Genomic DNA, 17,965 nt, shown 5'->3' on the forward strand with positions numbered 1-17,965 from the left:
GGATGGCGAGGCTAACGCGCCTCCGGCCTGCCTGGTAAGCAGGCCGGGGCAGGCGAACAGACGTTACATCTCCGGGTCTGGCTCGCCGTTATGGAGCGGAATTAACTGCACTTTCTGCACTCGATGGCTTTCTACCTGCAATGTTTTCAGCAAATAATCACCCACCTGAACCTCTTCACCGGTTTGCGGTATGCGCTGCAAATATTCCATCAATAATCCGGCAATCGTATGGTATTCCCGTTTTTCATCCAGCGGCAGCGGCACGTACTGCACCAAATCCTCCAGCGGCATATGGCCGTTTGCTGTCCAGGAACCGTCCGGGTTCTTCTGAATATCGTGGCGGGCGTCAATTTCCTCGACTTCATTCGGCAGATTACCGGCGATAGTCTCCATGACATCGCTTAATGTCACAATGCCTTCAACCGAGCCAAACTCATCTACGACAAAGGCAAAATGGGTTCTGGCGTTACGGAACTGCTCCAGCGCAGGCAGCAGCGGCAATGTTTCCGGGAAAACCAGCGGTTGGCGAATCAGCGCGCGCAGGTTGAGCGGTTCGCCGCGCAGCGATTGTTGCAACAGATCGATGACGTGGACGACGCCGAGTAAATCTTCCTGTTCATTTTCACCCGTCACGACCAGACGCGTATGCTGGTTCTTTTCCAGCAGAGCGCGGATTTCCGCTTCCGGCGCGTTGAGATCGATATGCTCGATATCGTGACGCGACGTCATGATGCTACTTACGGTGCGCTGGTTGAGATTCAGCACCCGCTCAATCATCCTGCGCTCCTGCGGATTAAAAATCTGGCTGTCGTCATGGTCTGCCAGCATCGCAGCGGTTTCCGCATCCAGTTCGGCATCCTCTTTTTTACCGCTAATCAGCCGCATCACGGCCTCCGTTGTGCGCTGGCGCAGCGTATGGTTAGCGGAAAGAAAACGGCGGCGGTTAAAAATAGCCAGTTGGTTGAGCGCCTCGATCATCACCGAGAAGCCGATAGCCGCGTACAGATACCCTTTCGGAATGTGGAAACCAAACCCTTCCGCCACCAGGCTAAAGCCGATCATTAGCAGGAAGCTAAGACACAAAATGACAATGGTGGGGTGGTTGTTCACAAATCGGGTCAGTGACTTGCTGGCGAGCAGCATCAGGCTAATGGCGATTATCACTGCCGCCATCATGACCGCCAGGTGATCGACCATCCCCACGGCGGTAATCACGGAGTCGAGAGAAAAGATAGCGTCCAGCACCACGATTTGCGCGACCACCGCCCAGGATTTCGCCCCCTTACGCTGGGTAGGGTTGGCGCTATCTTTCCCTTCCAGCCGTTCGTTAAGCTCCATGGTGGCTTTAAAGAGCAGGAAGAAGCCGCCGAACAGCATAATCAGATCGCGGGCGCTGAAGCTTAACGTCTGTACGCTAAAGAGCGGCTTAGTCAAGGTGACCAGCCACGAGATTGACGCCAGCAGCAGCAGGCGCATGATCATCGCCAGTATCAGGCCGGTAATGCGCGCGCGGTCGCGCTGCCCCGGCGGTAGTTTTTCAGCGAGGATGGCAATAAAGACCAGGTTATCAATGCCGAGAACAAGTTCGATAACGATTAACGTTACCAGTCCGGCCCAGATTGACGGATCGGCAATCCATTCCATAGTAAGAGCAATACCTTCTGTAATATGACAATTGTCACAATTCGATCATGGATAATACGGCGGAAAAATGCAATGCCGCAGAGCAATTTATCTTTGTTACGCGGCTATAAAATAACTTTAAAATAGCCGTAATGTTTCTGTCGGAAACTAAATAATGTCAAGAATATATTTAGGAAATATCGCAGGTGGAGTGGAGTAAATAAATATTGTCAACATCAATAAAATCCTAAAATCATCTGTTAATTCATTTAATATTAATCTTAAAAATATAGAATGGCGGGTTTGTTACCTTGCCTGTCATTAGGTTAGCTGCAACAATTCTTGCAGGATTAAGATAGCGCGCTTAAATATCCTGTCACGACATCGAGAAAACTATTAATACGTAACCTTTATTTCGCTGAAGATTTTTATCTGAACGAGGATGAAATCGGAGGGGAATGCGAAAATTTAGAATAATCAGTGTATTGGTAGCTAAGAAGCCAGGGGCGGTAGCGTGCCTGAAAGCCTGAATATAAGCCTTTATTATTCTGTCAATAGCCTGCGGATGAATTGATTTTTTTTCAGAATGATGCCAGTTAATTTTCTCTGCCATTAACTGCAAGGTAAATGTGCACGGACGAAGCCGCTATTTAAATTGCACAGGATAATGACTCTGCCAAAGTGATAAATAATCAATGATGAAATCCAAAATGAAATTGATGCCATTATTGGCGTCGCTCAGCTTGATAAGTGGTTGCACAGTACTTCCGGGCAGCAATATGTCTACGATGGGGAAAGATGTGATCAAACAGCAAGACGCTGACTTTGATCTCGACCGGATGGTCAATGTGTATCCGCTGACGCCACGGTTGGTTGAGCAATTACGCCCGCGGCCCAATGTCGCGCAACCGAATATGTCGCTGGACCAGGAGATCGCCAGCTATCAGTATCGCGTCGGGCCTGGCGATGTGCTGAATGTCACCGTCTGGGATCACCCGGAATTGACCACGCCAGCAGGCCAGTACCGTAGCTCAAGCGATACCGGCAACTGGGTACAGCCGGACGGCACCATGTTTTATCCCTACATTGGAAAGGTTAGCGTCGTCGGTAAAACTTTGTCAGAGATTCGCAGCGATATTACCGGGCGTTTAGCGAAGTACATCGCGGACCCGCAGGTGGATGTCAATATCGCCGCTTTCCGCTCGCAAAAAGCGTACATCTCCGGCCAGGTGAATAAATCCGGTCAGCAGGCCATTACTAACGTACCGCTAACCGTCCTGGATGCGATTAACGCTGCGGGCGGCCTGACCGATATGGCGGACTGGCGCAACGTCGTGTTGACGCACAACGGCAAAGAACAGCGCATTTCGCTACAGGCGCTGATGCAAAATGGCGATCTTAGCCAGAACCGCTTGCTCTACCCTGGCGACATTCTGTATGTGCCGCGCAATGACGATCTGAAAGTCTTTGTCATGGGCGAAGTGAAAAAACAGAGCACCCTCAAAATGGATTTCAGCGGCATGACGCTCACCGAAGCATTAGGCAATGCGGAAGGCATCGATCTGACCACCTCCAACGCCAGCGGCATTTTTGTGATTCGTCCATTGAAAGGCGAGGGGGGACGCGGCGGCAAGATCGCCAATATCTACCAGCTTGATATGTCTGACGCCACGTCATTGGTGATGGCGACGGAATTCCGACTTCAGCCTTACGATGTGGTGTACGTCACGACCGCGCCGGTTGCTCGCTGGAACCGTCTGATCAATCAGTTGCTGCCGACCATTAGCGGTGTCCGTTATATGACGGATACGGCCAGCGACATTCATTCCTGGTAATCGTTATGTTTAACAAAATCTTAGTGGTCTGTGTGGGGAATGTTTGCCGTTCCCCGACGGCGGAACGTTTGCTAAAGCGCTTTCATCCCTCGCTGACGGTTGCGTCCGCCGGATTAGGCGCGCTGGTCGGCAAAGGCGCCGATCCTGCGGCGGCGAGCGTGGCGAGCGCCCACGATCTGTCTTTGGAAAATCACTGCGCAAGGCAAATTTCCGCGCGTCTGTGCCGGGAATATGACCTGATTCTGACGATGGAGAAACGTCACATCGCCGCCCTGTGCGACATTGCACCGGAAATGCGCGGCAAGGTAATGCTGTTTGGTCACTGGGACAGCGAGCGTGAAATACCGGACCCGTATCGCAAAAGCCGCGATGCGTTTGAGGCGGTGTACACATTACTGGAAAGGTCTGCCCGCCAGTGGGCGCAGGCACTGAATGCAGAGCAGGGAAAACCATGACAGAAAAAGTAAAACAATCTGCGGCGGTTACGGGTAGCGATGAAATCGATATCGGGCGTCTGGTCGGAACGGTGATTGAAGCGCGTTGGTGGGTGTTGGGGACGACGGCCATATTTGCGCTGTGCGCGGTAATTTATACGTTCTTCGCCACGCCCATCTATAGCGCCGATGCGCTGGTACAGATTGAACAAAACGCCGGTAATTCGCTGGTACAGGATATCAACAGCGCATTAGCGAATAAGCCGCCGGCTTCCGATGCGGAAATTCAGCTCATTCGATCGCGCCTGGTGCTGGGGAAGACCGTTGACGATCTGGATCTGGATATTGCCGTCACCAAAAACACCTTTCCGCTGTTCGGCGCCGGGTGGGAGCGGCTGATGGGACGTCACAATGAAATGGTGAAAGTCACGACATTCACCCGACCAGAGACGATGAGTGGACAGATCTTCACCCTCAAAGTGCTGGGCGACAAACGTTATCAGTTGGTTAGCGACGGCGGATTTAGCGCGCAGGGCGTTGTGGGCCAGCCACTCAATAAAGACGGCGTGACGATGCGGGTAGAGGCGATTGACGCCCGTCCTGATACGGAATTTACGGTGAGTAAATTCTCAACGCTTGGCATGATTAATAACCTGCAAAATAACCTCACCGTAACGGAAACCGGCAAAGATACCGGCGTTCTGAGCCTGACGTTCACGGGAGAGGATCGCGACCAGATCCGCGAAATTCTCAACAGTATTACCCGTAACTATCTGCAACAGGATATTGCGCGGAAATCTGAAGAGGCGGGGAAGAGCCTGGCGTTTCTGGCAAAACAACTGCCGGAAGTCCGCAGCCGTCTGGATGTGGCGGAAAACAAGCTAAACGCTTTCCGCCAGGATAAAGACTCGGTGGATTTACCGCTGGAGGCGAAGGCGGTGCTCGATTCGATGGTTAATATCGACGCCCAGTTGAATGAGTTGACGTTTAAAGAGGCGGAAATTTCCAAGCTCTTTACCAAAGCGCATCCGGCTTACCGCACCCTGCTGGAAAAACGTAAAGCGCTGGAAGATGAAAAAGCCAAACTGAACGGGCGGGTGACGGCGATGCCGAAAACCCAGCAGGAGATTGTGCGTTTGACCCGCGATGTGGAGTCCGGCCAGCAGGTCTATATGCAACTGCTTAATAAACAGCAGGAGCTGAAAATCACCGAAGCCAGCACCGTTGGCGACGTGCGCATCGTTGACCCGGCGATTACCCAGCCGGGCGTGCTGAAGCCGAAAAAGGCGTTGATTATTCTCGGCAGCATTATTCTGGGATTAATGTTATCGATTGTCGGCGTGCTGCTGCGCTCGCTGTTTAATCGCGGTATCGAAAGCCCGCAGGCGCTGGAGGAGCACGGGATCAGCGTCTATGCCAGTATTCCGCTGTCGGAATGGCAAAAAGCGCGCGATAGCGTCAAAACCATTAAAGGGATTAAGCGTTACAAGCAGAGCCAACTGCTGGCGGTGGGCAATCCGACCGATCTGGCGATTGAGGCGATTCGCAGCCTGCGCACCAGCCTGCATTTCGCCATGATGCAGGCGCAAAATAATGTACTCATGCTCACAGGCGTCAGCCCCTCTATCGGCAAAACCTTTGTTTGCGCCAACCTGGCGGCCGTCATCAGCCAGACGCATAAACGGGTATTACTGATCGACTGCGATATGCGCAAAGGCTACACCCATGAACTGCTCGGCACCAATAACGTGGACGGCTTATCTGACATTCTGGCGGGCAAAGGCGAGATAGCCTCCTGCGCGAAACCCACGGCGATCGCTAATTTTGATCTTATTCCGCGCGGTCAGGTACCGCCTAATCCATCGGAACTGCTGATGAGCGAGCGCTTCGGCGAGCTGATCGCCTGGGCAAGCAGCCGCTACGACCTGGTATTAATCGACACGCCGCCGATTCTGGCCGTGACGGACGCCGCGATTGTGGGTCGTCACGTCGGGACGACGCTGATGGTGGCGCGTTATGCCGTCAACACTTTAAAAGAGGTGGAAACCAGTCTGAGCCGTTTTGACCAGAATGGCATTCAGGTCAAAGGCGTCATTCTCAACTCCATTTTCCGCCGGGCGACGGGCTACCAGGATTATGGCTATTACGAGTATGAATACCAGTCAGATTCCAAATAAAAAATAAGGCGTGCCGGATGGCGCGGCCTGTGACTGTAGGCCGGACAAGCGTAGCGCCATGCGGCAAAACTATCTGGGGAATAAGCATGACAACAGACAATCCGCTGATCTCAATTTATATGCCAACCTGGAACAGGCAGCAGTTGGCTATCCGGGCGATTAAATCAGTACTACGTCAGGACTACCGTCACTGGGAGATGATCATCGTGGATGATTGCTCCTCGTCTTATCAGCAGCTACAACAATTTGTTGAGGAGCTGAACGACCCGCGCGTCCGTTATACTCATAATGCCATGAATACCGGCGCCTGCGCGGTACGCAATCAGGCCATTATGCAGGCGCAAGGGCACTACATTACCGGTATTGATGATGACGATGAATGGACGCCAAACCGTCTGAGCGTGTTTCTGGCCCATAAACACCAGTTGACTACGCACGCCTTTTTGTATGCCAACGACTATGTGTGTGAGGGCGAGGTCTACTCTCAGCCTGCCAGCCTGCCGCTGTATCCGAAATCCCCTTATTCGCGCCGCTTGTTCTACAAGCGCAATATTATTGGCAATCAGGTTTTTACCTGGGCCTGGCGTTTTAAAGCGTGTTTGTTCGATACCGAACTCAAGGCGGCGCAGGATTACGACATTTTTCTGCGTATGGTGGTGGAATATGGCGAACCGTGGAAAGTCGAAGAGGCGACGCAAATTTTACATATCAACCACGGCGAGATGCAGATTACCTCTTCGCCGAAAAAGTTCTCCGGCTATTTCCATTTTTATCGTAAGCACAAAGATAAATTCGATCGCGCCAGCAAAAAATACCAGCTTTTTACGCTGTACCAAATTCGCAATAAGCGAATGACCTGGCGCACGTTGCTGACGTTGCTCTCCGTGCGTAATAGCAAACGCCTGGCGGCCGGGCTGCGGGGGCGATAACGATGCTGGAAGACTTACGCGCGAATAGCTGGAGCTTACGCCCCTGTTGCATGGTGCTGGCCTACCGTATCGCTCATTTTTGTTCCGTCTGGCGCAAAAAGAATGTGCTGAATAATCTGTGGGCCGCGCCGGTGCTGGTGCTGTATCGCGTGATCACGGAATGCCTGTTCGGGTATGAAATCCAGGCCGCCGCGACCATTGGTCGGCGGTTCACTATCCATCATGGTTACGCGGTAGTGATCAACAAACATGTCGTCGCCGGCGACGATTTTACCATTCGCCACGGCGTCACCATTGGCAATCGCGGCGCGGACAGCCTGGCTTGTCCGGTGATCGGTAACGGCGTTGAGCTGGGGGCGAATGTCATCCTGCTTGGCGATATTACTATCGGTAATCACGTCACGATTGGCGCGGGTAGCGTGGTGCTTGACAGTATTCCGGACCATGCGCTGGTGGTGGGAGAAAAAGCACGGGTGAAGGTCAGCACATGAATATTCTGCAATTTAATGTACGGCTGGCGGAAGGCGGCGCGGCGGGAGTGGCGTTGGATCTCCATCTGCGGGCATTGCAAAAAGGGCTGACGTCGCGTTTTATCTATGGTTATGGCAAAGGCGGAAAAAAAAGCGTCAGTCACCACCGCTATCCGCAGGTGATAAAACAGACGCCGCGCGGCACGGCAATCGCCAATATCGCGCTATTTCGTTTCCTGAATCGCGATCTGTTTGGCAATCTCGACAATCTTTACCGCACGGTTATCCAGACATCCGGCCCGCTGGTGCTGCATTTTCATGTTCTCCACAGTTACTGGCTAAACCTGGCGGACATCGTGACGTTTTGCGAAAAAGTCAAAGCGCAAAAAGCGGACGTCACGCTGGTCTGGACGCTGCACGATCACTGGAGCGTCACCGGGCGTTGCGCCTTCACCGACGGTTGTGAGGGCTGGAAAAGCGGCTGCCAAAAATGTCCGACCCTAAGCAATTATCCGCCGGTCAGGGTGGATCGGGCGCACCAGCTTATTGACGGCAAACGTCAGCGCTTTCGTGACATGCTGCGGCTGGGCTGCCAGTTTATTTCGCCGAGCCAGCACGTGGCCGAGGCCTTTAACAGCGTTTATGGCGCGGGGCGCTGCCAGATTATTAACAACGGTATCGATCTGGCGACTGAGGCGATTCTCGCGCAGCTATCACCTGTGCCGCTGAATCCGGGAAAACCGCGAATTGCCATTGTGGCGCATGACTTGCGTTACGACGGCAAAACTGACCAGCGTCTGGTACACGACATGATGGCGCTGGGCGAAAAAATTGAACTGCATACCTTTGGTAAATTTTCGCCTTTTACCGGCCAAAACGTCGTTAATCACGGTTTTGAAACCGATAAGCGCAAATTAATGAGCGCGCTCAATGAGATGGACGCGCTGGTCTTTAGCTCGCGGGTCGATAACTATCCGCTGATCTTGTGTGAAGCGCTCTCGATCGGCGTACCGGTGCTCGCTACCCACAGCGAGGCGGCGCAGGAGGTGCTGGCGAAATCCGGCGGCCAGACCTTTGCCGCTACAGATGTACTGCGCCTGGCGCAGCGGCGTAAGCCAGAGATTGCTCAGGCGGTATTCGGCGCAACGCTGGACGCCTTTCGTATGCGTAGCCGCGTCGCGTACAGCGGTCAACAGATGCTGGAGGAGTATGTCTCGTTCTATCAGAATCTGTAGCTATCTGCTGCTGCCGCTGATCTACCTACTGGTCAATGTCAAGATTGCCCAACTGGGGGAAAGCTTTCCCATTACCATCGTCACTTTTTTACCGCTGTTGCTGCTGTTATTTGTGGAACGCATTAGCGTAAAAAAATTGATGATCGCCTTAGGCATCGGCGCGGGGCTTACGGCATTTAACTTCCTGTTCGGCCAGTCGCTGAATGCTGGTAAATATGTCACGTCCACGATGCTGTTTGTCTATATTGTGGTCATTATCGGGATGGTCTGGAGTATCCGATTCAAAACCATTTCCGTGCATAACCACCGAAAGATTTTGCGTTTTTTTTATCTGGTGGTGGGTATAGTGGTCGCGCTCGCCGCGGTTGAGATGGCGCAAATTATCCTTACCGGCGGCAGCAGTATTATGGAAGGAATTTCGAAATATCTCATTTACAGTAATAGCTACGTACTGAACTTCATAAAATTTGGCGGTAAGCGTACCACTGCGCTTTATTTTGAACCGGCATTTTTCGCTTTGGCACTAATCTCAATTTGGCTGAGCATCAAACAGTTTGGTATCAAAACACCGAAAAGCGATGCTATGATTCTGGCAGGGATAATATTATCAGGATCATTTTCAGGGGTAATGACCTTTATCCTGTTTTATCTTCTGGAGTGGGCGTTCCAATATTTGAATAAGGATGCGATAAAGAAAAAACTTCCACTGGCGCTGGTCTCATTAACCCTGTTTTTGGTTGGGGTAATTATTGCATTTCCTTATATCGCGACACGACTTGGCGATTTAGGGACGGAAGGCTCATCTTCTTATTATCGTATTGTGGGCCCCTTAGTCATGGTCGGATATTCCTTGACCCATATTGATGGTGTAGTCAGATTTGGCTCACTTTATGAATATGTCGCATCATTCGGAATCTTTAACGGTGCGGATGTCGGGAAAACCATAGACAATGGATTGTATCTACTGATTATTTATTTTTCCTGGTTCGCAGTGCTAATGACGCTGTGGTATATGGGGAAAGTTTTAAAAATGGCGCTAAATGCGTTTGGCGATAATCGCAATTTTCGGGTGCAGCTCTATCTTTTTACGCCGGTGTCGCTGTTTTTTACCGGTTCAATATTTAGCCCGGAATATGCTTTTTTAATCGTCTGTCCGTTCATTTTGCGCAAGGCGTTAAAAATTTCATAACGGGGTGGTGGCATGTTTTTAAGCGTCGTTACCGTCGCCTTTCGCAATTACGAAGGGGTGGTAAAAACCTGGCGCTCGCTGCGCAATCTGGCGCGCGATCCGGGCCTGTCATTTGAATGGATCGTAGTGGATGGCGGTTCGGAGGACGGCACGCGCGAATTTCTGCAAAAACGTCACGGTGAGTTTAACCTGCGTTTTATCAGTGAAAAGGATCTCGGTATTTATGATGCCATGAACAAAGGCATTGCGCTGGCGCAGGGGCGCTATACCCTGTTTCTTAATTCCGGTGATGCGTTCCATGATGATGCCGCGCTGTTTGTCCGGCAACTGGCGCGACAAAAGGGCGAGGCGATGTATATTGGCGACGCGCTGCTGGATTTCGGCGGCGGGCATAAAATACGCCGGAAGGCTAAACCCGGGTATTATATCTACCATAGTTTGCCAGCCAGCCATCAGGCGATATTTTTCCCGACGGCAGCGTTAAAAAAGTATCCTTATGATCTGCAATATCATGTCTCTTCAGATTATGCGCTGGCGGCCCGTCTCTATAAAGCAGGCTATCCTTTTCGGCGAATTAACGGACTGGTATCTGAATTTTCGATGGGCGGCGTGTCAACCTCGAATAATCTGGAATTATGTCAGGATGCAAAAAACGTACAGCGAAAAATATTACGTGTGCCAGGGTTTTGGGCGCAATTATCCTATTTATTACGTCTGAAAACGACGGGTAAAACAAAAGCGCGGTATAACAAAGTCTAATCACCGGGAGTTATTATGCAGGATCTTAGCGGCTTTACGGTGCCGAAGGGGTTCCGCGGCGCTAATGCGCTAAAAGTACAATTATGGTGGGCGGTACAGGCGACATTATTCGCTGGGTCGCCGCAAATATTGTATCGCTGGCGAGCCTTTTTGCTGCGTCTGTTTGGCGCCAAAATTGGAAAGAATGTGGTTATCCGACCGTCAGTAAAAATTACCTATCCGTGGAAATTAACCGTCGGCGATTATGCCTGGGTAGGCGACGACGCTGTGTTATATACGTTGGGTGAAATTAATATTGGCGCACATGCGGTCATTTCACAAAAAGGGTATTTGTGTACCGGTAGCCATGATTATACCAGCGCCCATTTCGATATTAACGCCGCGCCGATTGTTATTGGCGAAAAATGTTGGCTGGCAACCGATGTTTTTGTCGCGCCCGGCGTGACGATAGGTCATGGCACCGTCGTCGGCGCGCGCAGCAGCGTATTTAAATCATTACCGGCAAATGCGATTTGTCGGGGCAATCCCGCAGTGGTAACGCGCCAGCGCGTTCAGAAAGTTACTCCCTAACGGGACTATTTGAGGAAATGAAAATGTCAAAAGTCGCTCTCATTACTGGCGTAACCGGACAGGATGGGTCTTACCTGGCAGAATTTCTGCTGGAAAAAGGGTATGAGGTGCATGGTATCAAGCGCCGCGCGTCATCGTTTAATACCGAGCGCGTGGACCATATTTATCAGGACCCGCACAGCTGCAACCCGAAATTTCATCTGCATTATGGCGACCTGACCGACGCCTCCAACCTGACCCGCATTTTACAGGAAGTGCAGCCGGACGAGGTCTACAACCTGGGCGCGATGAGCCACGTGGCGGTGTCGTTTGAGTCGCCGGAATATACCGCCGATGTGGATGCGATGGGCACGCTGCGCCTGCTGGAGGCGATCCGCTTCCTCGGTCTTGAAAAGAAAACGCGGTTCTACCAGGCCTCCACCTCTGAACTGTACGGTCTGGTGCAGGAAATTCCGCAGAAAGAGACCACGCCGTTCTACCCGCGTTCCCCCTATGCGGTAGCGAAACTGTACGCCTACTGGATCACCGTCAACTACCGTGAATCCTACGGTATTTACGCCTGTAACGGCATTCTGTTTAACCACGAGTCCCCGCGTCGCGGCGAAACCTTCGTCACCCGTAAGATCACCCGCGCCATCGCCAATATCGCCCAGGGACTGGAGTCCTGCCTGTATCTCGGCAACATGGACTCGCTGCGCGACTGGGGTCATGCGAAAGATTACGTGCGGATGCAGTGGATGATGTTACAGCAGGAGCAGCCGGAAGATTTCGTGATTGCCACCGGCGTGCAGTATTCCGTACGCCAGTTTGTGGAGCTGGCGGCGGCGCAACTGGGGATAAAACTGCGCTTTGAAGGCGAAGGCATTAATGAAAAAGGGATCGTGGTATCCGTTACCGGACACGATGCGCCGGGCGTGAAACCGGGCGATGTGATTGTGGCCGTTGATCCGCGTTATTTCCGTCCGGCGGAAGTGGAAACCCTGCTGGGCGACCCGTCCAAAGCGCATGAGAAACTGGGCTGGAAACCGGAAATCACCCTGTCGGAGATGGTCTCCGAGATGGTGGCGAACGATCTGGAGGCCGCGAAAAAACACTCACTGCTGAAATCTCACGGTTACGAGGTGGCCATCGCGCTGGAGTCCTGAGAATGAATAAGCAACGAATTTTTGTGGCGGGCCATCGTGGGATGGTGGGATCCGCCATTGTACGGCAGCTTGCGCAGCGCGGCGACGTGGAACTGGTACTGCGCACCCGCGATGAGCTGGATCTGCTCGACGGGCGTGCGGTACAGGCGTTCTTTGCCGGGGCGGGTATCGACCAGGTTTATCTGGCGGCGGCGAAAGTGGGCGGCATTGTCGCCAACAACACGTATCCGGCGGATTTTATTTATGAAAACATGATGATAGAGAGCAACATTATTCACGCCGCGCACCTGCACAACGTGAACAAACTGCTGTTTCTCGGTTCGTCCTGTATCTATCCGAAACTGGCAAGGCAGCCGATGGCGGAAAGCGAGCTGCTGCAGGGGACGCTGGAGCCGACCAACGAGCCGTACGCCATCGCCAAGATCGCCGGGATTAAACTGTGCGAGTCCTACAACCGGCAGTACGGTCGCGACTACCGTTCGGTGATGCCAACCAACCTGTACGGCCCGCATGATAATTTCCACCCGGACAATTCACATGTGATCCCGGCGCTGCTGCGTCGCTTTCATGAGGCTGCGCAGAGCCACGCGCCGGAGGTGGTGGTGTGGGGCAGCGGCACGCCGATGCGTGAATTTCTGCACGTTGACGATATGGCGGCGGCCAGTATTCACGTGATGGAGCTGGCGCGTGAAGTGTGGCAGGAGAACACTGCCCCGATGCTGTCGCACATTAACGTCGGCACTGGCGTGGACTGCACCATCCGCGAGCTGGCGCAGACCATCGCAAAGGTGGTGGGTTACCAGGGCCGGGTGGTGTTCGACGCCGCGAAGCCGGACGGCACGCCGCGTAAATTGCTCGACGTCACGCGCCTGCATCAGCTTGGCTGGTATCACGAAATTTCACTGGAGGCAGGGCTTGCCGGTACTTACCAGTGGTTCCTTGAGAATCAGCAACGGTTCCGGGGGTGACAATGTTTTTACGTCAGGAAGATTTCGCCGCCGTGGTGCGGACCACGCCCCTCATCTCCCTCGATTTCATTGTGGAAAACGGCCAGGGGGAAATTTTACTGGGCCAGCGTCTCAACCGTCCGGCGCAGGGCTACTGGTTTGTGCCGGGGGGGCGGGTGTGCAAAGACGAAACGCTGGAGGCCGCCTTTGCACGCCTGACGCAGGCGGAACTGGGCGTGCGTCTGCCGCTGGCGGCAGGGACGTTTTATGGCGTCTGGCAGCACTTCTATGACGACAACTTTTCCGGTGAGGATTTTTCAACTCACTACATCGTGCTCGGCTTTCGTCTGCGCGTGGCGGAGAGCGATTTACGCCTGCCTGAGACCCAGCATGGCAGTTACCGCTGGCTGACGCCGGAACAGCTTCTGGCAAGCGATAATGTTCATGAGAACAGTCGGGCCTACTTCCTTCCTGACGCGCCGGCGGTGGGCCTATGAAGATCCTGGTCTATGGCATTAACTATTCGCCGGAACTGACCGGTATCGGCAAATATACCGGCGAAATGGTGGCGTGGATGGCGCGGGAAGGCCATGAGGTGCGGGTCATTACTGCGCCGCCGTACTACCCGCAGTGGAAGGTCGGCGAGCGCTATTCCGCCTGGCGCTATCGCCGGGAAGAGGGCGAGGCTACCGTCTGGCGCTGCCCGCTGTATGTGCCGAAACAGCCCTCCACCTTAAAACGGTTGCTTCATCTGGGGAGCTTTGCATTGAGCAGTTTTTTCCCACTGATGGCGCAGCGTCGCTGGAAGCCGGATCGGATTATCGGCGTTGTACCGACGCTCTTTTGTACGCCGGGAATGCGTCTGCTGGCGACACTCTCCGGCGCGCGTACCGTACTGCATATTCAGGATTACGAAGTGGATGCCATGCTCGGCTTAGGAATGGCGGGAAAAGGCAAGCGCGGCAGCGTAGCGCGGTTAGCGACGGCCTTTGAACGCAGCGCGCTGCGTAACGTTGATAATGTTTCGACCATTTCACGCTCCATGATGAATAAAGCGCGGGAAAAAGGCGTCGCGGCGGAAAAAATCCTCTTTTTTCCGAACTGGTCGGAAGTGGCGCGCTTTCAGGACGTTAATGACGCTGACGTGACGGCTTTGCGTCAGCAGCTTGGCTTGCCAGAGGGCAAAAAAATTGTGCTCTATTCCGGCAATATCGGCGAAAAGCAAGGGCTGGAAAAGGTAATTGACGCCGCGGAACGATTACGCGATCGACCGTTGATTTTTGCGATTGTCGGCCAGGGGGGCGGCAAGGCGCGGCTGGAGAACATGGCCCGCGAACGCGGCCTGGCAAATATTAAATTCCTCCCGCTGCAGCCTTACGACGCCTTACCCGCGCTGCTGAAAATGGGCGACTGCCATCTGGTGGTGCAAAAGCGCGGCGCAGCGGATGCGGTACTGCCCTCCAAGCTGACTAACATTCTGGCGGTCGGCGGTAATGCGGTGATTACCGCTGAGCCGCACACCGAATTAGGACAACTTTGCGCGCGCTATCCGGGCATCGCCGTTTGCGTGGAGCCGGAGTCGACCGACGCGCTGGTCGACGGGATTAGCCAGGCGCTCGCCATGCCGAAAAACAACACGACGGCACGTGAATACGCCGAACGCACGCTCAATAAAGAGAACGTGCTACGCCAATTTATTGCAGATATTCGGGGATGATAATGCGTCAGACAAAACTTTACCCGGTTGTGATGGCCGGTGGCTCCGGTAGCCGATTGTGGCCGCTTTCTCGCGTGCTTTATCCAAAACAGTTTCTGTGCCTGAAAGGCGATCTCACCATGCTGCAAACCACCATTTGCCGTCTGAACAGCGTGGAGTGCGAAAGCCCGGTGGTTATCTGCAACGAACAGCACCGTTTTATCGTTGCCGAACAGCTCCGCCAGCTCAATAAGCTGACGGAGAACATTATTCTTGAGCCCGCCGGGCGCAATACCGCGCCGGCGATTGCGTTGGCGGCGCTGGCAGCGACGCGCCAGCATACGGACTGCGATCCGCTGATGCTGGTACTGGCGGCGGATCATGCGATCGCCAATGAAGAGGCCTTCCGCGACGCGGTGCGCGACGCCATGCCCTATGCCGACGCGGGCAAACTGGTGACCTTCGGTATCGTGCCGGATCTGCCGGAAACCGGCTATGGCTATATCCGGCGCGGTGATGTCGTGCCGGGCGCGACGGATGCGGTGGCTTTTGAGGTGGCGCAGTTCGTTGAGAAGCCGGGGCTGGAAACCGCTCAGGCCTACGTCGCCAGCGGCGATTACTACTGGAACAGCGGCATGTTTCTGTTCCGCGCCGGACGCTATCTGGAAGAGCTGAAAAAGTTCCGCCCCGATATTCTGGCCGCCTGTGAACAGGCGATGCGCGGCGTCGATCCGGATCTTGACTTCATTCGTGTGGATGAAGAGGCCTTCCTCGCCTGTCCGGAAGAGTCCATTGACTACGCGGTGATGGAGCGGACGGCGGACGCGGTGGTGATGCCAATGGACGCGGGCTGGAGCGATGTCGGCTCGTGGTCCTCGCTGTGGGAAATCAGCGCCCACACCCCGGAGGGAAACGTCCACCACGGCGACGTCATCAGCCATAAAACGGAAAACAGCTACGTTTACGCCGAATCCGGCCTGGTGACCACCGTCGGCGTGAAGGATCTGGTGGTGGTGCAGACCAAAGACGCCGTGCTGATTGCCGATCGCCACGCGGTGCAGGACGTGAAAAAGGTGGTGGAGAAGATCAAGGCCGACGGACGCCATGAGCACCACATGCACCGCGAGGTTTACCGCCCGTGGGGCAAATACGACTCCATCGACGCGGGCGAGCGCTATCAGGTGAAGCGCATTACCGTCAAGCCGGGGGAAGGACTGTCGGTGCAGATGCACCATCACCGCGCCGAGCACTGGGTGGTGGTGGCGGGGACCGCCAGAGTCACCATCAACGGCGAGGTTAAGCTGCTCGGTGAAAACGAGTCCATCTATATTCCGCTGGGGGCGACTCACTGCCTGGAAAATCCGGGAAAAATACCGCTCGATTTAATTGAAGTGCGTTCCGGCTCGTATCTCGAAGAGGACGACGTGGTGCGGTTCGAGGACCGTTACGGGCGGGTCTGACGCCTGCAATGGTGCCCGGTAAGCGCAACGCGCCATCCGGCAATGAACAACAATAACGATGTTGGCCATTTACGGTCAGGGCTAACTGTTGCCTGAAGAAGGGTAAGAACATGACAAAATTAACCTGTTTCAAGGCCTACGACATTCGCGGCAGGCTGGGCGAAGAGCTCAATGAAGATATCGCGTGGCGGATTGGCCGCGCCTACGGCGAATATTTAAAACCGAAAACCATCGTGCTGGGCGGCGACGTGCGCCTGACCAGCGAGGCGCTGAAGCTGGCGCTGGCGAAAGGGTTACAGGACGCGGGCGTCGACGTGCTGGATATCGGTATGTCCGGCACCGAAGAGATTTACTTCGCCACCTTCCACCTCGGCGTGGACGGCGGTATTGAGGTGACCGCCAGCCATAACCCGATGGACTACAACGGTATGAAGCTGGTGCGCGAGGGCGCCCGCCCGATAAGCGGCGACACCGGTCTGCGCGACGTTCAGCGTCTGGCGGAAGCGGGCGATTTCCCGCCGGTGAACGACGCCGCGCGCGGCAGCTACAGACAAATCAGCCTGCGCGACGCCTACATCGACCACCTGCTCGCCTACATCAGTGTTAACAATCTCACCCCGCTGAAGCTGGTGGTGAATTCCGGCAACGGGGCGGCGGGGCCGGTCATTGACGCCATCGAAGCGCGTCTGAAGGCGCTGGGCGCGCCGGTGGAGTTCATCAAAATCCACAACACCCCGGACGGCACCTTCCCGAACGGCATTCCCAACCCGTTGCTGCCGGAGTGTCGCGACGACACCCGCAAGGCCGTTATTGAACACGGGGCGGACATGGGCATCGCCTTTGACGGCGACTTCGACCGCTGCTTCCTGTTCGATGAGAAAGGGCAGTTTATCGAGGGGTACTACATCGTCGGGCTGCTGGCGGAAGCGTTTCTGGAAAAACACCCGGGGGCGAAGATTATCCACGACCCGCGCCTGACCTGGAACACGGAGGCAGTGGTGACGGCGGCGGGCGGGACGCCGGTGATGTCAAAAACCGGACATGCCTTTATCAAGGAGCGGATGCGTACGGAGGATGCCATTTATGGCGGAGAAATGAGCGCGCATCACTATTTTCGTGATTTTGCCTACTGCGACAGCGGGATGATCCCGTGGCTGCTGGTGGCGGAGCTGGTGTGCCTGAAGGGACAGTCGCTGGGTGAACTGGTCCGCGACCGGATGGCGGCGTTCCCGGCGAGCGGGGAAATCAACAGCAGGCTGGCGGAGCCAGCGGCGGCCATCGCGCGGGTAGAAGCGCACTTTGCGGAAGAGGCGCAGGCAGTGGACCGCACGGACGGTCTCAGCATGTCGTTCGCCGACTGGCGTTTCAACCTGCGCTCGTCGAACACCGAACCGGTGGTGCGCCTGAATGTGGAGTCACGCGGCGATATTCCGCTGATGGAAGCGCGAACACGCACTCTGCTGGCGCTGCTGAATCAGTAACGTCAGATCTCCCCT

Annotated in this window: 16 protein-coding genes; 15 read left to right on the plus strand and 1 reads right to left on the minus strand. The window is 54.5% G+C overall.

The features are described from left to right. Positions 1–63: 63 nt before the first annotated feature. Positions 64–1,644, minus strand: a complete 1,581-nt coding sequence (locus ACLJRH_RS00580; protein WP_410957992.1) for a TerC family protein — start codon at positions 1,642–1,644, stop codon at positions 64–66. Positions 1,645–2,318: 674 nt separating this feature from the next. Here ACLJRH_RS00580 and ACLJRH_RS00585 point away from each other — a divergent pair. From ACLJRH_RS00585 to cpsG, 15 genes are all read left to right on the plus strand, one after another. Beyond that, entirely contained in the window at positions 2,319–3,458 is a 1,140-nt protein-coding gene (locus ACLJRH_RS00585) for a polysaccharide export protein (RefSeq protein WP_000978077.1), read from the plus strand. Positions 3,459–3,463: 5 nt separating this feature from the next. Next, the gene (gene wzb, locus ACLJRH_RS00590) at positions 3,464–3,913 is read left to right on the plus strand and encodes a low molecular weight protein-tyrosine-phosphatase Wzb (RefSeq protein WP_000482224.1); all 450 of its coding nucleotides are present in this window, start codon (positions 3,464–3,466) and stop codon (positions 3,911–3,913) included. Continuing rightward, complete coding sequence (wzc, locus tag ACLJRH_RS00595; RefSeq protein ID WP_000137227.1) at positions 3,910–6,069, plus strand: tyrosine-protein kinase Wzc; 2,160 nt, start codon at positions 3,910–3,912, stop codon at positions 6,067–6,069. The genes wzb and wzc overlap by 4 nt, the downstream gene beginning before the upstream one ends. 86 nt (positions 6,070–6,155) lie before the next feature. After that, positions 6,156–6,998 carry a colanic acid biosynthesis glycosyltransferase WcaA gene (gene wcaA, locus ACLJRH_RS00600; RefSeq protein ID WP_000205692.1) on the plus strand — a complete coding sequence of 281 codons (843 nt, stop codon included), beginning with the start codon at positions 6,156–6,158 and terminating at the stop codon, positions 6,996–6,998. 2 nt (positions 6,999–7,000) lie between these two features. Next, positions 7,001–7,489, plus strand: a complete 489-nt coding sequence (gene wcaB / locus ACLJRH_RS00605) for a colanic acid biosynthesis acetyltransferase WcaB (RefSeq protein WP_000888725.1) — start codon at positions 7,001–7,003, stop codon at positions 7,487–7,489. Beyond that, positions 7,486–8,703 (plus strand): colanic acid biosynthesis glycosyltransferase WcaC, encoded by a 1,218-nt coding sequence (gene wcaC / locus ACLJRH_RS00610; protein ID WP_001023832.1) that lies wholly within the window; start codon positions 7,486–7,488, stop codon positions 8,701–8,703. Before wcaB ends, wcaC begins: the two co-directional genes overlap by 4 nt. Continuing rightward, positions 8,678–9,892, plus strand: a complete 1,215-nt coding sequence (wcaD, locus tag ACLJRH_RS00615) for a colanic acid polymerase WcaD (RefSeq protein ID WP_000091402.1) — start codon at positions 8,678–8,680, stop codon at positions 9,890–9,892. The genes wcaC and wcaD overlap by 26 nt, the downstream gene beginning before the upstream one ends. Positions 9,893–9,904: 12 nt before the next feature. Next, positions 9,905–10,651, plus strand: a complete 747-nt coding sequence (gene wcaE, locus ACLJRH_RS00620) for a colanic acid biosynthesis glycosyltransferase WcaE (RefSeq protein WP_023136765.1) — start codon at positions 9,905–9,907, stop codon at positions 10,649–10,651. A 15-nt stretch (positions 10,652–10,666) separates the two neighbouring features. Continuing rightward, positions 10,667–11,221: a colanic acid biosynthesis acetyltransferase WcaF gene (gene wcaF / locus ACLJRH_RS00625; protein WP_001153603.1), complete on the plus strand. Its 555-nt coding sequence runs from the start codon at positions 10,667–10,669 to the stop codon at positions 11,219–11,221. 23 nt (positions 11,222–11,244) lie between these two features. After that, positions 11,245–12,366, plus strand: coding sequence for a GDP-mannose 4,6-dehydratase (gmd, locus tag ACLJRH_RS00630; protein WP_000048160.1), 1,122 nt, complete (start codon positions 11,245–11,247; stop codon positions 12,364–12,366). 2 nt (positions 12,367–12,368) lie between these two features. Then, positions 12,369–13,334: a GDP-L-fucose synthase family protein gene (locus tag ACLJRH_RS00635; RefSeq protein WP_001041701.1), complete on the plus strand. Its 966-nt coding sequence runs from the start codon at positions 12,369–12,371 to the stop codon at positions 13,332–13,334. 2 nt (positions 13,335–13,336) lie between these two features. Then, on the plus strand, positions 13,337–13,810 hold the full coding sequence (locus tag ACLJRH_RS00640; protein ID WP_001645098.1) for a GDP-mannose mannosyl hydrolase: 474 nt from the start codon (positions 13,337–13,339) through the stop codon (positions 13,808–13,810). Then, positions 13,807–15,030 (plus strand): colanic acid biosynthesis fucosyltransferase WcaI, encoded by a 1,224-nt coding sequence (gene wcaI, locus ACLJRH_RS00645; RefSeq protein ID WP_000699648.1) that lies wholly within the window; start codon positions 13,807–13,809, stop codon positions 15,028–15,030. Before ACLJRH_RS00640 ends, wcaI begins: the two co-directional genes overlap by 4 nt. Further along, entirely contained in the window at positions 15,027–16,469 is a 1,443-nt protein-coding gene (gene cpsB / locus ACLJRH_RS00650) for a mannose-1-phosphate guanyltransferase (protein WP_023892226.1), read from the plus strand. The genes wcaI and cpsB overlap by 4 nt, the downstream gene beginning before the upstream one ends. 110 nt (positions 16,470–16,579) lie before the next feature. Continuing rightward, a complete protein-coding gene (gene cpsG / locus ACLJRH_RS00655; protein ID WP_000164185.1) occupies positions 16,580–17,950 on the plus strand; it encodes a colanic acid biosynthesis phosphomannomutase CpsG in 1,371 nt (456 codons plus the stop codon). Positions 17,951–17,965: the final 15 nt, after the last annotated feature.

The sequence above is a fragment of the Salmonella sp. SAL04162 genome (genome assembly GCF_046551535.1).
Taxonomy (GTDB): domain Bacteria; phylum Pseudomonadota; class Gammaproteobacteria; order Enterobacterales; family Enterobacteriaceae; genus Salmonella; species Salmonella enterica.

What these genes read in the sequence shown, in the direction of transcription:
- cpsG (WP_000164185.1), top strand. Translation starts at nt 16,580, where the DNA reads ATGACAAAATTAACCTGTTTCAAGGCCTACGACATTCGCGGCAGGCTG.
- wzb (WP_000482224.1), top strand. Translation starts at nt 3,464, where the DNA reads ATGTTTAACAAAATCTTAGTGGTCTGTGTGGGGAATGTTTGCCGTTCC.
- ACLJRH_RS00585 (WP_000978077.1), top strand. Translation starts at nt 2,319, where the DNA reads ATGATGAAATCCAAAATGAAATTGATGCCATTATTGGCGTCGCTCAGC.
- gmd (WP_000048160.1), top strand. Translation starts at nt 11,245, where the DNA reads ATGTCAAAAGTCGCTCTCATTACTGGCGTAACCGGACAGGATGGGTCT.
- cpsB (WP_023892226.1), top strand. Translation starts at nt 15,027, where the DNA reads ATGATAATGCGTCAGACAAAACTTTACCCGGTTGTGATGGCCGGTGGC.
- wcaI (WP_000699648.1), top strand. Translation starts at nt 13,807, where the DNA reads ATGAAGATCCTGGTCTATGGCATTAACTATTCGCCGGAACTGACCGGT.
- wcaE (WP_023136765.1), top strand. Translation starts at nt 9,905, where the DNA reads ATGTTTTTAAGCGTCGTTACCGTCGCCTTTCGCAATTACGAAGGGGTG.
- wcaD (WP_000091402.1), top strand. Translation starts at nt 8,678, where the DNA reads ATGTCTCGTTCTATCAGAATCTGTAGCTATCTGCTGCTGCCGCTGATC.
- wcaA (WP_000205692.1), top strand. Translation starts at nt 6,156, where the DNA reads ATGACAACAGACAATCCGCTGATCTCAATTTATATGCCAACCTGGAAC.
- ACLJRH_RS00580 (WP_410957992.1), bottom strand. Translation starts at nt 1,644, where the DNA reads ATGGAATGGATTGCCGATCCGTCAATCTGGGCCGGACTGGTAACGTTA.
- wcaF (WP_001153603.1), top strand. Translation starts at nt 10,667, where the DNA reads ATGCAGGATCTTAGCGGCTTTACGGTGCCGAAGGGGTTCCGCGGCGCT.
- wcaB (WP_000888725.1), top strand. Translation starts at nt 7,001, where the DNA reads ATGCTGGAAGACTTACGCGCGAATAGCTGGAGCTTACGCCCCTGTTGC.
- ACLJRH_RS00640 (WP_001645098.1), top strand. Translation starts at nt 13,337, where the DNA reads ATGTTTTTACGTCAGGAAGATTTCGCCGCCGTGGTGCGGACCACGCCC.
- ACLJRH_RS00635 (WP_001041701.1), top strand. Translation starts at nt 12,369, where the DNA reads ATGAATAAGCAACGAATTTTTGTGGCGGGCCATCGTGGGATGGTGGGA.
- wcaC (WP_001023832.1), top strand. Translation starts at nt 7,486, where the DNA reads ATGAATATTCTGCAATTTAATGTACGGCTGGCGGAAGGCGGCGCGGCG.
- wzc (WP_000137227.1), top strand. Translation starts at nt 3,910, where the DNA reads ATGACAGAAAAAGTAAAACAATCTGCGGCGGTTACGGGTAGCGATGAA.